The organism is Streptomyces sp. NPDC016309, from assembly GCF_043077235.1.
In the GTDB taxonomy this organism is placed as follows: domain Bacteria; phylum Actinomycetota; class Actinomycetes; order Streptomycetales; family Streptomycetaceae; genus Streptomyces.
The window spans coordinates 250,437-264,019 of the sequence record NZ_JBIBSG010000002.1 but is presented as its reverse complement, the minus strand read 5'-3'; the positions used below and the strand labels follow the sequence as shown (position 1 = coordinate 264,019).

The 13,583-nt window shown below is 75.5% G+C and carries 11 protein-coding genes; 4 read left to right on the top strand and 7 right to left on the bottom strand.

The window, feature by feature from the left end; all coding sequences use genetic code 11:
* Positions 1 to 42: 42 nt before the first annotated feature.
* Genes ACF068_RS05785 through ACF068_RS05775 form a run of 3 tightly spaced genes read right to left on the bottom strand, consistent with a single transcriptional unit; the run spans position 43 to position 3,722 of the window.
* Positions 43 to 1,605, bottom strand: coding sequence for an FAD-dependent oxidoreductase (locus tag ACF068_RS05785; protein WP_392272895.1), 1,563 nt, complete (start codon positions 1,603 to 1,605; stop codon positions 43 to 45).
* Complete coding sequence (locus tag ACF068_RS05780; protein ID WP_392272894.1) at positions 1,602 to 2,372, bottom strand: methyltransferase domain-containing protein; 771 nt, start codon at positions 2,370 to 2,372, stop codon at positions 1,602 to 1,604. Before ACF068_RS05780 ends, ACF068_RS05785 begins: the two co-directional genes overlap by 4 nt.
* 54 nt (positions 2,373 to 2,426) lie before the next feature.
* Positions 2,427 to 3,722 carry a lycopene cyclase family protein gene (locus ACF068_RS05775; protein ID WP_392272893.1) on the bottom strand — a complete coding sequence of 432 codons (1,296 nt, stop codon included), beginning with the start codon at positions 3,720 to 3,722 and terminating at the stop codon, positions 2,427 to 2,429.
* A 238-nt stretch (positions 3,723 to 3,960) separates the two neighbouring features.
* On the opposite strand from ACF068_RS05775, the gene ACF068_RS05770 reads away from it, so the two are divergent.
* The 4 genes from ACF068_RS05770 to ACF068_RS05755 are packed head-to-tail and all read left to right on the top strand — an operon-like array spanning position 3,961 to position 9,147.
* Complete coding sequence (locus ACF068_RS05770; RefSeq protein WP_392272892.1) at positions 3,961 to 5,508, top strand: polyprenyl synthetase family protein; 1,548 nt, start codon at positions 3,961 to 3,963, stop codon at positions 5,506 to 5,508.
* Positions 5,505 to 7,091, top strand: coding sequence for a phytoene desaturase family protein (gene crtI / locus ACF068_RS05765; RefSeq protein ID WP_392272891.1), 1,587 nt, complete (start codon positions 5,505 to 5,507; stop codon positions 7,089 to 7,091). The genes ACF068_RS05770 and crtI overlap by 4 nt, the downstream gene beginning before the upstream one ends.
* Positions 7,088 to 8,119: a phytoene/squalene synthase family protein gene (locus ACF068_RS05760; RefSeq protein ID WP_392272890.1), complete on the top strand. Its 1,032-nt coding sequence runs from the start codon at positions 7,088 to 7,090 to the stop codon at positions 8,117 to 8,119. Before crtI ends, ACF068_RS05760 begins: the two co-directional genes overlap by 4 nt.
* Positions 8,116 to 9,147, top strand: a complete 1,032-nt coding sequence (locus tag ACF068_RS05755; RefSeq protein WP_392272889.1) for a DUF5914 domain-containing protein — start codon at positions 8,116 to 8,118, stop codon at positions 9,145 to 9,147. Before ACF068_RS05760 ends, ACF068_RS05755 begins: the two co-directional genes overlap by 4 nt.
* Positions 9,148 to 9,195: 48 nt before the next feature.
* Here ACF068_RS05755 and ACF068_RS05750 read toward each other — a convergent pair whose 3' ends face one another.
* The 4 genes from ACF068_RS05750 to ACF068_RS05735 form a co-directional block, all read right to left on the bottom strand.
* Positions 9,196 to 10,503: a sugar ABC transporter permease gene (locus tag ACF068_RS05750; protein WP_392272888.1), complete on the bottom strand. Its 1,308-nt coding sequence runs from the start codon at positions 10,501 to 10,503 to the stop codon at positions 9,196 to 9,198.
* Positions 10,500 to 11,279: an ATP-binding cassette domain-containing protein gene (locus ACF068_RS05745; RefSeq protein WP_392272887.1), complete on the bottom strand. Its 780-nt coding sequence runs from the start codon at positions 11,277 to 11,279 to the stop codon at positions 10,500 to 10,502. The genes ACF068_RS05750 and ACF068_RS05745 overlap by 4 nt, the downstream gene beginning before the upstream one ends.
* Before the next feature lie 130 nt (positions 11,280 to 11,409).
* Positions 11,410 to 12,501 carry a sugar ABC transporter substrate-binding protein gene (locus ACF068_RS05740; protein WP_392272886.1) on the bottom strand — a complete coding sequence of 364 codons (1,092 nt, stop codon included), beginning with the start codon at positions 12,499 to 12,501 and terminating at the stop codon, positions 11,410 to 11,412.
* A 246-nt stretch (positions 12,502 to 12,747) separates the two neighbouring features.
* The gene (locus ACF068_RS05735) at positions 12,748 to 13,515 is read right to left on the bottom strand and encodes a metallophosphoesterase family protein (protein ID WP_392272885.1); all 768 of its coding nucleotides are present in this window, start codon (positions 13,513 to 13,515) and stop codon (positions 12,748 to 12,750) included.
* Positions 13,516 to 13,583: the final 68 nt, after the last annotated feature.

Below are 13,583 nucleotides of genomic sequence, written 5' to 3'. Positions count from 1 at the left end.
GGCGGATGCACTCCCGGGGGCGCCGGCGCCCGCGGGGGCCGCTCATCCGGTCCCCCACTTCGCCAGCCCCCGCAGCAGGGCGCTGCGTCCGCGGCCGGGCACCGTCCACAGCGTCTGCCCTTGGACGCCCCACTGCTCCAGCAGGGCGTTGGCGGCGAGGAACCCGGTGGTCGCCGCGCGTTCCATCAGCGCCACGGGCAGGTCGGTACGGACCAGGTCGCCCGCCACCACCAGGCCGGGGTGCGGGGTGCGGACGGTGGGCCGGTCGCGGTAGCCGCCCACCGGGAACAGGGGGCAGTCGTCGCGCCACTCGTGGCGGGCGTCGACGACCGTGGCGGTACGTGTCTCCGGGTAGACGCGGTGCAGTTGGGCGGCGAGGCGCTTCTCCTCGACGTCGCGGGGCGCCTCCGGTGCCACCGCGTAGGCGTGCAGCTCCACGACGGACCCTCCGGTGCGGGCGGCCCAGCGGGCGGCCTCGTCCTCCCAGCGGTCCAGGACGCTGATGTTGTCGAGGTTCTCGAAGCCGCTGGTGCCCAGGAACCCGGGCCGGCCCGGCGCCACGGGCCGGTCCAGCCACAGCCGGCTGACCAGGAACGGCGGGGCGTTGCGCAGCCGTGCGACCCGCTCGCGCCACGGGGCGTCGCCCAGCAGGTCCGAGCGTGCGACGAGGGAGCGCAGCCCGGCGACGTCCAGGGCCAGGACGACGCCGTCGTGGCGCCGCTCGTCCCGGGCGGTGACGACCCGGTGGCCGCCGTCCTCCGTGGGCGCGATGTGCTCGACGGGCGTGGCGGTGCGTACGTCGGCGCCGTGCCGCCGCAGATGGTCGGCCAGGGGGTCCCACAGGGCGGCCGGGAAGGGCGCGGCGGGGACGTCGAACAGGAGGCCTTCCGCGGAGCCGAGGAAGTAGATGTGGAACATCAGCGCCATCTCGGCCGCCGAAAGCAAGCGGGGGTCGGCGAAGAAGCTGCGCGAGAACACCTCGAACGCCAGGTGGCGGGCGCTGTCGGGGAAGCGGACGGCGTCGAGGAAGTCCTGGGCGCTGGTGCCGTCGAGGCGGTCGTACACCTCGGGGACGCGTACGTCGAGCAGCGGCAGGGCCGCGACCGGGTCCATGGCGCGCAGGTCGCGCAGGCCGAAGGACGGGCTGAGCGCGACGAAGCCGAGCGCGCTCCACGGCGGGGTGCGCGGGACGTGGCGGAAGCCGTCCCGCATGCCGCCGCCGTGCAGCAGCGGGTAGTCCGGCAGGCCGGTGAGCCGGTCGAGTCCGGGGTCGGTGCGGCGCAGCAGCCCGCGCAGGTTGTAGTACTGGCGGAAGAAGGCGTGGAAGCCCCGGCTCATGGTCACGGTGGTGCCGTCCCGGAGCCGGACGGTCCAGCCGCCGACGCGCCCGCCGAGGTAGGGGTGGCGTTCGTACAGCGTCACGGCGACGCCGCGCTCGGCCAGCGCGGTGGCGGCGGCCAGGCCGGCGATGCCGCCCCCGACGACCGCGGTGGTGGGGCGGCGGGCGGGGTCGGCGCGCCGGGCACCGGGGGGCGCCGGTAGTACGCGGGCCCGCCGGTCCCGGCCGTGACGGGTGCCGTCGGGGCGGTACGGGACGCCCCTCATCGCCCGGCCTCCGCCGTGGTGTCCGGGTGGCCGGGGAGGGTGTCCGCCCGGCGGGCGACGAAGGTGTGGGTGATGCCCGTCTGCCAGCCCGGCAGGGGAAGGGTGCGGACCCGGTCGAACCCGGCGGCGCGGACGCGGCGGGCGAAGCGGCCGGCGGTGTCGAACTCCACGACGCTGCGCCACAGGTGGCGGTAGAGGGCGCCGTCCCCGAGGACGGTCGCCGCGGGCTGCACGAGGCCCCGGCACACCAGGGTCCACACCGCGCGGTCGGCGCGGCGGCCGCTGAGGGCGTACTCGTGCACGCCGAGCCGTCCGCCGGGGGCCAGCAGACCGCGTACCGAGGTGAGGACGGCGTCCGGGTCGGTGACGTTGCGGAAGAGGTACGCGGCGAACACGGCGTCGAACGGTCCCGTCACCCCGGCCTCCGCCAGGTGTTCGGCGGGGGCGTGCACGAAGCACACCCCGTCCGCCCAGGGTTTGGCGGCGGCCCGTTCCAGCATCCCGGCCGAGGCGTCCACGGCGGTGACGTCCGCGCCGGGCAGGACGGAGCGGAGCGCGGCGGTGGAGGCGCCGGTGCCGCAGCCGAGGTCCAGCAGGCGCAGCCCGGCGCCGTCCTCCGGGAGCCCCTGGCCGCCGGCCAGGCCGAGGCGGCGCACCGAGCGCCGGAGGTGCGCGTGGTAGCCGGGGTTGGCGGCCACCAGCGAGTCGTAACTGCGGGAGGCGTGGTCGAACGCGGCGGCGAGGTCCTCGTCGCGCAGCAGGGTCATGCGGTCTCCAGGGGCCGGGGGCGAGCGGGCGGGGGTACGGGGCGTCCGGGCCGGTCAGTCGAAGGGGCGGCGGGGCAGGAGGGGCAGTTCGAGCGCCGAACGGAGCATCGGCCCGACCGGCGTGCGCAGTCCGACGGCGAGGTCCTCGTGCAGGTGGGTGCCTCCGTCGAGGAAGCGCAGCAGCCGGCGCGCGGGTACCCGGGCGAACAGGTGGGAGAACAGGGCGGGACCGTCGACCCGGCCGCTGTCCAGGGCGCGCAGCAGCACGGCGTCCATGGCGCGGGAGCGGGCGGAGTGGGCGGGCGGCGGTACGGGCCGGCGCCCCCGGCGGAGGGCGCCGGCGACGGCCCGGGTCTGGCGTTGCAGGCCGGCGAAGGTGTAGCCGGTGGCGGGGCGGGTGGCGCCGCCCGCCGCCCCGATGCGGAACACCGACTCCCCGACCTGGCGGGGCATGGGGGCGTCCGTCATGGGGATGACCCCCGTCTCGGTCGCCAGCACCCGGAGGTCGCCGAGCCGCAGGACGTCGTCGACGTATCCGCGTACCGCCGACTCGTAGCCGTCGGCGGTGAGGAGGCGGGGGGAGAACTCGGTGTACTCGACGAGCGCTTCGTGCGGTCCGGTGGGCAGGACGTAGCCGAAGGAGAGGCCCTCGGCGGGCTGCGGGGTGCGGAAGTCCATGAGGTCCGCGGTGCGGGGGTCGAAGACCGGCCGGTCGGTGCGGACGAACCAGCCGTGGAAGTGCTGGAGCAGGGTGGTGCGGGCGGCGGGCAGACTGCCCAGGGGGCGGGAGTCGAACACCCAGCGCACGCGCAGCACCCGGGACGGGCCGTGCGCCGGGCTGGGGCCGTTCGCCGGGGACGGGCCGTTCGCCGGGGACGGGCCGTGGGGCCGGGAGAGGTCGTACGCCGGGGACGGGCCGTACGCCCGGGTGGGGCCGTCCGGCTCGCGCAGGTGGACGAGGGCGCCGCCGGGGACGTCCTCCACCGTGTCGACGGTCGCCTCCAGGCGCCGCACGTTGGGGCTGGCCGCCAGGTCCCGTGCCACCAGGCGCTCGAAGTCGTCGGACCGGATCATCCGGTACCGCAGCGGGGCGATTCCGGCACACACCGGGGCGCCGGCCGGCGGACGCACCCGCAGGTGCTCCCATTCGGCCGTCACGGCGGCGTCGAAGCGGCCGCCGCCGGGCCCCCAGTAGCACCAGGTGCGGCGCGGCGGCCGCAGCGGGCCGGGCGGGGCGTCCACCAGGACCACCGACGGCGTCCGCGCGCCGGGGACGTGACCGGCCAGGCGGTGGGCGAGGGACAGCCCGGCGGCTCCGGCCCCCACGACGGCCACGTCGGCGTCGAGCACGACGGCTCCCTCCCTCCCGCGCCGGTCGGCGCACTTCGCTGATGTTCCCGTCCCGGTGCCCGAACGGATGCACATCACTCGTTCGTGACGGGCGGCTGCCGCCGGGGCGGCGGACCGTGGAAGGGACAACCTGCGACGCCGGCCCGTGCGCTGTGGCCCCCGGCGCATCCGTGACCGGCACCCGCGCCGAAGAACGTCGGTGACGGAGCGATCAGCGAGCACGACGAGAGGAACCTGGATGCGTCCCACTCAGGCGAGGGAACACCATGCGGCCGCGCCGCCACCCGCCGTCCGTGCGCTCACCCTGCCGGTGACCCCCGTCCGGGTGCGGCCGGATGGCGCAACGACAGGTGCCCCACGCGACGGGGCGGCGGCCGGGGCGGGCGCGGCGGGGGCCTCGGGCGCGGCGGGGGCGGGCTGCCTCCCGGGGGCGGGCGTCCTGCCGGCGGGGGCGGGCGTGCTCCCGGCGGGGGCGGGCGTGCTCCCGGAGGGGGCGGGCGTGCTCCGGCCGGGGGCCGAGGACCCGCGCGCCGTCGACGCCGACGTGCCCGCGGCCGTCGGGCGGGTCCTGGCCGGCGTACTGGACGAGCGGGTCGCCCGTGCCCGGGCCGTGGACCCGCTGTTCGCGCGGGAGCTGGCCGGGCGGGTCGCGCGCTTCACGCGGACGGGCGGCAAACGCGGCCGTTCCCGGCTGGTCTGGTGGGCCTGGCGTGCCTGTGGCGGCGGTGACCGGGCGGCGGCCTCGGCGGTGCTGCGGATCGGCGCGGCGCTGGAGCTCCTCCAGACCTGCGCCCTGGTACAGGACGACGTCATGGACGGATCGGTCCGGCGGCGCGGCCGCGCCGCGCTCCACGCCGACGTGGCCGCCGAGTACGCGGGACGCGCGCCCGCCGCCCGTGCCGGACGTTTCGGGGAGGCGGCCGCGGTCCTGGCCGGTGACCTGGCGCTGGCCTGGGCGGACGACCTGGTGGCCGAGACGCCCCTGGGCCCGGGGACGGCGGTCGCGGTGCGGCGCCTGTGGAGCGACATACGCCTGGAGATGGTGGCCGGTCAGTACCTGGACGTGCAGGGCCAGGTGACGCGGTCGCGCTCCCTGGCGCGGGCGCTGCGCACCGCCTGCCTCAAGAGCGCCCGCTACTCGGTGGAACGGCCACTCGCCCTGGGGGCCGCCCTGGCGGGCGCGGACGACGCCACGGCGCGGGCGCTGGCATCGGCGGGCCGCTGTGTCGGTACGGCCTTCCAGCTCCGCGACGACCTGGACGACGTCTTCGGCGACCCGCGGCTGACCGGCCGCCCGTGCGGCGGGGACATCCGGGAGGGGAAACCCACCTGCCTGACCGCCCTCGCGTGGGCCCGCGCCGAAGCGTCGGCCGACCACCATGCGCTGGCCGTGCTGGAACGGTCCCTCGGCAACGCGGCGCTGACCGGGGCGGAACTGGACGAGGTCCGGGACGTCCTGGACCGCACGGGCGCCCGGGCCACGGTCGAGACCCGGATCGACCGGCTCGTCACCCGTGGTCTCCGCCGGCTCGACGACGCCGCCCTGGCCCCGGCAGGCGAGTACCGGCTCCGCCGGCTGCTGACCGCGACGGCCGGCGGCACGTCCACCGCCGGGTCCGCCGGGTCCACGGGGTCCGCCGGGCCCACGGGGTCCGCCGGGCCCGCCGGGTCCACCGCGTCCGCCGGATCCGCTGGTCCGGCCGGTCACCCCGGCCCCGTCCTGACCTGCGCGACGGGCCAGGAGCCGCTGGCGGTCGTCCCCGGCGCCGGGGAGGTCCTCCGATGACCCGCACGCTGCCGGGCCGCACCGACCACGTGGTGGTCGTGGGCGCCGGACTCGCGGGGCTGTCGGCGGCCCTGCACCTGCTGGGCGCCGGACGCCGGGTCACCGTCGTCGAGCGGGACGCGCTGCCCGGCGGCCGGGCCGGGCGGCTCGACCTGGGCGGCTACCGGATGGACACCGGCCCGACCGTACTGACCATGCCCGACCTGGCCGACGAGGCGTTCGCGGCGGTCGGCGACAGCCTGCGCGAGCGGGTCGACCTGATCCCGCTGCACCCGGCGTACAAGGCGCGTTTCGCGGACGGCAGCACGCTGGACGTGCACACCGCCGCCGACGCGATGGCCGCCGAGGTGGAACGGTTCGCCGGGCCCCGGGAGGCGGCGGGCTACCGGCGGCTGCGCACCTGGCTGGAGCGGTTGTACCGGGCACAGATGCGCCGGTTCATCGACGCCAACTTCGACTCGCCCCTGGACCTGCTGAACGCCGACCTCGCCCGCCTCGCCGCGCTGGGCGGCTTCGGCCGGCTGGACGCGCGCATCGGCCGCTTCCTGTCGGACGAGCGGCTCCGCCGGGTCTTCTCCTTCCAGGCCCTCTACGCGGGCGTCCCGCCGGCCCGGGCGCTGGCCGCGTACGCCGTGATCGCCTACATGGACACGGTGGCCGGGGTGTACTTCCCCCGGGGCGGCATGCACGCCCTGCCGCGGGCCATGGCGGACGCCGCCGGGGACGCGGGCGCCGACCTGCGGTTCGGGCAGGAGGTGGTCCGGCTGGAGCGGTCGGGCGAGCGCGTCACGGCCGTGGTCACCGACCGGGACCGCATCTCGTGCGACGCGGTCGTCCTCACCCCGGACCTGCCCGTCGTCTACCGGCTCCTCGGCCGCGCCCCCCGGCGGCCGCTGCGGCTGCGGCACTCGCCGTCGGCGGTCGTCCTGCACGCCGGGACGGACCGCACCTGGCCGGAGCTGGCGCACCACACGATCTGGTTCGGCGACGCCTGGAGCCGTACGTTCGACGAACTGACGCGCAGCGGGCGGCTGATGAGCGACCCGTCCCTGCTGATCACCCGGCCCACCGCGACCGACCCCGGTCTCGCTCCCCCGGGCCGCCACCTGCACTACGTCCTGGCGCCCTGCCCCAACACGACGATCGGGCCGGGGGCGGCCGCGTGGACCGATCTCGCCCCGCGCTACCGGGACTCGCTGCTGCGGGAACTTCAGCGGCGCGGTCTCGACGGTCTCGAGGCCGCCATCGAGGAGGAGTGCCTGGTCACCCCTGCCACCTGGCAGGCGCTCGGGCACGCCGCGGGCACGCCGTTCTCGGCCGCCCACACCTTCGCCCAGACCGGCCCGTTCCGGCCCCGCAACCTCGTGCGGGGCACCGGGAACGCCGTCCTCGCCGGCTGCGGCACCACCCCGGGCGTGGGGGTGCCGACCGTCCTGGTGTCGGGGAAGCTCGCCGCGGCCCGGATCACCGGCGTCCCGGGCCGCGCGTCCGCCCGCCCCCGTACCGCCGCCCGCCGCGGCGCGCCGGCCGCCCCGGCACCGGCCGCCCCGGCACCGCCCACCACGAAGGAGACCCCCGTATGACCGACCGGGAACTCGACGCGGCGGGGATCTCCGATCCGGCGCTGCGGGCGGCGTACCGCCACTGCCGCGCCCTCAACGCGCGGCACGGGAAGACCTACTTCCTGGCCACCCGGCTGCTGCCGGTGGAGCGCCGGCCGGCGGTGCACGCGCTGTACGGCTTCGCCCGCTGGGCCGACGACATCGTCGACGCGCCCGGGCCGGACGCGGACACCGAGCGCACGGCGGCGGCGCTCGCCGAGCTCGACCGGAGCCTGCGCCGGGGGCTGCGGGACGGGCACGGTCGCGAGCCGGTGGTGTGGGCCCTCGCCGACACCGCGCGCCGCTACGCCATCGACCACGCGCACTTCCGCGACTTCATGGCCTCGATGAGCGCCGACCTGGTGGTGACCGACTACCCCACCTACGCGGACCTGCGCGGGTACACGCACGGTTCGGCCGCGGTGATCGGGCTCCAGATGCTGCCGGTCCTGGGCACCGTGGTCCCGCGCGAGGAGGCCGCGCCGCACGCGGCCGCCCTGGGCGTGGCGTTCCAGCTCAGCAACTTCCTGCGGGACGTGGGCGAGGACCTCGACCGCGGCCGGGTGTACCTGCCGGCGGACCTGCTCGCCGGGCACGGTGCCGGCCGGGAGCTGTTGCGGTGGTGCCGGGACACCGGCCGCCGTGACCGACGTGTCACCGCGGCCCTGCGGGAGTTCGAGGCGCTGACCCGGGGGGTGTACCGGGAGGCGGCGCCGGGGCTGGACATGCTGGACCCGGTGTCCCGGCCGTGCATCCGTACGGCGACGGTGCTGTACGGGGGGATCCTGGACGCCGTCGCCCGGGACGGCTACACGGTGCTGCACCGCCGTGCCGTGGTGCCGCGCCGGCGCCGCGCGGTGGTGGCCGCCGACGGGCTGGCGCGGGTGGTGGCCGCGCGCCTGCGCGCCCGGGGCGGCGGCGGGCGGGGCGGGCCCGTCGCACCGGGCGGCGCCCCGTCCAGCGCCGTGCCCGGGGCGCCCTGCCGGCCGGTCGCCGAGGAGGTCGCGTGAGCCCCCGCCCGCCGCGCCGCGGCGCCCGTCTCCCGCTCGCCCTGCGCCGCCGCCCGGTCCCGTGGGACCGTCAGCCGCCCACCTGGCGGGACGCCAGGCCCTCGCTGATCGCCGAGGCGCTGAAGCGGGCCCAGGCCCGGCCGTCCGGCAACTGGTACGTGGTGGGCGCGTCCCTGGCCCTGCGCCGCGACCGTCCGCTGGCGTCGACCGTGGCCGGGCGGGAGGTGGTGGTGTGGCGCGGCCCCGACGGGCGTCCGGTGGGCGGCCCCGGCGTGTGCCCGCACCTCGGGGCGCCGCTGCGGGACAGCCCGGTGCGCTGCGGCACCCTGGTGTGCCACTGGCACGGTCTCGCGCTGGACGGCGCCCCGTTCGCGGGCTGGGCGCCGCTGCCGGTGCACGACGACGGCGTCCTGGTGTGGGTGCGGCTGGACGAGGCCGGCGGGGAGCCGCCGCTGGACGCGCCCGTCGTCCCCCGGCGGCCCGAGGGGGCACGCTCGCTGTCGGCGGTCCACGTCGCCACCGGGACGTGCGAGCCGGAGGACATCGTGGCCAATCGGCTCGATCCGTGGCACGGGGCGTGGTTCCACCCGTACTCGTTCGTCGACCTCACCGTGGTCGGCACGCCGGACGGCAGCGAGGGCGGGGACGAGGGCGGAGGCGGGGCGGACGGGTTCACCGTCGACGTCTCCTTCAAGGTGGCGGGGCGGCTGGTCGTGCCGGTCCGGGCGGTGTTCACCGCTCCCGAGCCGCGTACGGTCGTCATGCACATCACGGAGGGGGAGGGCGCGGGGTCCGTCGTCGAGACCCATGCGACACCGCTCGGGCCGGACGCGCGGGGACGCCCCCGTACGGCGGTGGTGGAAGCCGTGGTGGCGGCCTCGGACCGGCCGGGGTTCGCCGTGGCGCGCCGGGCGGCGCCGCTGCTGCGCCCGCTCGTGCGCACCGCGGCCGGGCGGCTGTGGCGCGACGACCTGGCCTACGCGGAGCGGCGGTGGGCGCTGCGCTCCACGGGGCGGTTCCCCGGCTGAGGTTCCCGCCGCCGGCCGGCCCGCGGGGGGTTCGGCCGGCGTGCTGGTTCAGGCGCGGCCGGCGGCCTTCTGGGTCCGGCGGGACAGGGAGTCGACGACCACGGCGGCGAGCAGCACCGCTCCGGTGATCATGAACTGGATGGCGTTGCTGAGGCCCATGATGTTCATCCCGGACTGGATGGAACCGATCACCAGGGCGCCCAGCAGGGCCGACCAGACCGTGCCCCGGCCGCCGAAGAGGCTGGTGCCGCCGATGACCGCCGCGGCGATGACGTTCATCAGCAGGTTGCCGCCGCCGGAGGTCTGGCTCGCCGACTGGATCTGTCCGGCCAGGAAGATGCCGCCGATCGCTGCCATGGTGCCCGCGATCGAGAAGACGCTCATGCGGACGAACGGCACGCTGATGCCCGCCCGGCGGGCGCCCTCGATGTTGCCGCCGACCGCGAAGACCCGCCGGCCGTAGGTGGTGCGGCGCAGCACGAAGTCCAGGACCACCAGCAGGACCAGGAAGATCAGCAGTGCCAGCGGCAGGCCCCGGTACTGGTTGAGGATGTACGCGGCGGCGAAGGCGATCGCGGCGATGACCACCGTGCGCAGCACGATCTCCGCGACCGGCCGGTACGGCACGCCGGCCGCCCGGCGGCGTCTGGCGTCCAGGAGGGAGGCGGCCAGGAACAGGCCCACTCCCACCGCCGCCGTGACATAGGCGACCAAGGGGCTGTCGAAGATGGTGGAGTAGAGCTTGGAGACCACGCTCTCGCTGGGGATGTTGACCGTGCCGGTGGTGCCGAGCACCTGGAGCATCAGTCCGTTCCAGGCGAGGTTGCCGGCGAGGGTGACGACGAACGCCGGTACCCCGACCTTCGCGAAGAAGAAGCCGTGCAGCAGGCCGACGGCGGCTCCGCCGCCCACGGCGACCAGGAGCGCCAGCCACTGGTTCATCCCGTGCAGGACGTTGAGCACGGCGAAGATCGCGGCGCACAGGCCGCTGACGGAGCCGACCGAGAGGTCGATCTCGCCGAGCAGCAGGACGAAGACGATCCCGACGGCGATCATGCCGGTGCCGACGATCTGCTGGCTCAGGTCCGAGAGGTTCTGCGCCGAGAGGAAGGTGCTGTTGAGGCTGCCGAACACGGTCCAGATGATGATGACGGCGACGACGACGGGGAGGGAACCCAGTTCACCGCTGCGCAGCTTGCGGCGGAACTCGCCGAGGTAGCCCCGCAGGCCCTCCTCGCGGACGAGCAGCCGGGTGTCGACGGCCGGCACGGCGCCGCGGGCCGGCTCCTGGACGGAGGTGTCCTGGGCGGAGGTGTCCGGGGCGGAGGGGTCGTGGCGCCCTTTCTCCCGTCTCATCGTTCGTCCTCCAGCTTGCGGGCCTGGCGGCGGGTGACGGCGCTGTCGGTGGCCCCGGTGATGGCGGAGATGATCTCCTCGGTGCTGGTCGCGCGCTTGTCGAAGAAGCCGTTGTTCCGGCCGAGGCGCATGACCGCGATGCGGTCCGCCACCGCCATGACGTCCACCATGTTGTGGCTGATCAGGATGGTGCCGAGACCGCGGTCGCGGAGCCGCTCGACGAGGTCGAGCACTTCGGCGGTCTGCTCCACGCCGAGGGCGGCGGTGGGCTCGTCCAGGATGACGACCTTCGGCTCGCCGATCAGGGAGCGGGCGATGGCCACGGTCTGCCGCTGGCCGCCGGAGAGCGACGCGACCGGGATGCGGACGCTGGGGATGCGGATGGACAGCGTCTCCAGCAGTTCGCGGGCGCGCTTGTCCATGCGGACCTCGTCGAGGACGCCGAACCGGCGCAGTTCCCGGCCGAGGAAGAGGTTGCCGACCACGTCGAGGTTGTCGCACAGGGCGAGGTCCTGGTAGACGGTGGCGATGCCGAGGTTCTGGGCGTCGTGGGGGCGGCTGATGCCGACCCGGCGGCCCTCCCATTCGATGTCGCCCTGGTCGGGCGGGTTGACCCCGGCGATAGCTTTGACGGCGGTCGACTTGCCGGCGCCGTTGTCGCCGACGAGGGCGACGACCTCACCGGAGTGGACCTCCAGGTCGAAGCCGGACAGCGCCTGGACGGCGCCGAACCGCTTGGAGATGCCCCGCAGTCTGAGCACAGGTGTTTCCGGCAACGTAAAACCGCCTCCTCCGCTCGCCCGCCGGCGCGGGCCCCCTCACCCCCGCCGGCGTGGAACGCCTCGCCCCCGCCGGGCCGGTGGGCGCCCCGCGGAGGGCGGCAACCCTCCGCGGTCGCCTCCGGGGTTACTGGAGACCGGCCGCCTTGCAGGCCGCGGCGTAGGTCGGGGTGCAGATCTCGTTGACGGTGTACATGCCGTCCTTGACGACCGTGTCCTTGATGTTGTTCTTGTGGACGACGATCGGGGTGAGCAGCGTGGCCGGGACCTTGTCGTCACTGCCGCTGGTGACGGTGGTGGGCACCAGGTTCTCCGGGACGGGCTTGCCCTGCGCCAGGTTGACGGCCATCGTGGCGGCGATGTCGGCCTCGGGCTTGTACGGCTTCTGGACCGTGATCGTCTGGGTGCCGAGGAGGATCCGCTGGATGGCGTCGAGCTGGGCGTCCTGGCCGGTCAGCGGCACGTTGATGCCGGCGGACTTGAGGGCGGTGGCGATGCCCGCGGCGAGTCCGTCGTTGGCCGAGTAGACACCGACGATCTTGTCCTTGCCCAGGGCGCTGATGGCGCCGGACATCTGCTGGTTGGCGTTGTTGGGGTCCCAGTTCGGCGTGTCGTACTCCTTGCCGATCTTCACCTTGCCGTCGAGGACGGAGTGGGCGCCGGCCTTGAACTCGGCGGCGTTCGGGTCGGTCGGCGAGCCGTTGTGCATGACGATCTGGCCGTTCTCCGCCTTGTCCCCCAGCGCCTCCAGCAGCGCCCGGCCCTGGAGCTCGCCGACCTTGCGGTTGTCGTACGACACGTACGCGTCGACGGGGCCCTGGGCGAGGCGATCGTACGCCACGACCTTCACGCCCGCGTCCCGGGCCTTCTGCACGGAGGACTGGATCGACTTGGCGTCCACGGCGTCCAGGATCAGTACCTTGTCACCCTTGGCGAGCGCGGTGTTCACCTGCTGCTGCTGGGTGGTGGCGCTCTCGGCGGCGTTGTAGTAGTCGATCTGCGCGCCGGGCGCCAGCGCCTTGATCTTGGACTCGATGTACGGCCGGTCGAACTTCTCGTACCGCGTGGTCTTGCTCTCCGGCAGCAGCAGACCGATCTTGACGTCGTCCCCCGGCGCGGTGCCGGCGGGCGGCTGGGCCGCACCGGTGGTCGCCACCGCGCCCAGGCTCAGGGCTGCGGCTCCTGCAAGCACTATCGCGCCTCGCAATGGATGAGCCATGGCAGGCTCCTTTCGTGCGGCCGCTTCCTTACCGGGAGGGTGTGGGAGCAAACGTGCACTAATGGCCTTATATCGACATTAACTCATCCACTGGGCGGGGCCTCCCGGCGTCCGGCCGGCGCCCGCCGCCGCCCCGCCCGCACCCCCTGTGAGCAGGGAGGACTCCCACCGGGAGCCGGGCGGCGGGCCCGGCCGGACCCACGGGATCCGGCGGCGGGCCCCCGCCCCCGACCCACGCGACCACCGTCAGGACGTGGGCCGGCCGTCCCGGGGGCCGAAGGTGCGCACCGCCTCGGCGTCCGTGGTGACCGACCGGACGTAGTGCTCGGCCCAGGAGCGGCAGTCGTGGAACCCCGATCCCTTCACCACGGCCTCGACGGCACCGTCGACGTCGAAGGGGGTGTGGTTGAGGTGTACGTGACCGTCCCGCAGCAGCACCCAGGGGCTGCCGGTGCGCCCGTAGGGCATGCCGATGCTCCCCGCGTTGATCACCAGCCGCTGGTCGACGAGCCGCATGAACGGCATGTGCGTGTGCCCGCACACGACGGTCCGCACCTCGTCCGGCAGTTCCGCGAACACCTCCGCCCAGCGCTCCAGGCGGGTGTCCACCAGGACCACCTCCTCGTCGTCCCGCGGGGTCCCGTGGCAGAAGACCACCGGGCCGAACCCGTCGACCTCCAGCGTCACCGGGTGCGGCAGGCCCGCCAGTAACTCCACGTCCTCGTCCCGCAGTTGCCCGGCGGCCCAGAGGTCGATCTCCCACGCCTCGTCGGCCTCCGGCCACTCCCCCCGGGCCATCGCCACCAGCTCGCGGTCCGCGTTCCCGCGCACCAGCACGGCCTTGTCCCCCAGGTCACGCAGCCGGTCGAGCACCTCCACCGGCTGCGGCCCGGCGGCGTGGTCGCCGGTGACGACGATCAGGTCGGCGGCCCGTACGCCGGGCTCCGCCAGTACCGCTTCGAGCGCGGGCAGCACTCCGTGGATGTCGGACAGAACAGCGACACTCGCAACCATGGTGGCCTTTCCGGGGGTTCGTGTCGGTCCGGCGGCCGTGCGCCGGGCGCCGGACGAGGAGTGAGGGG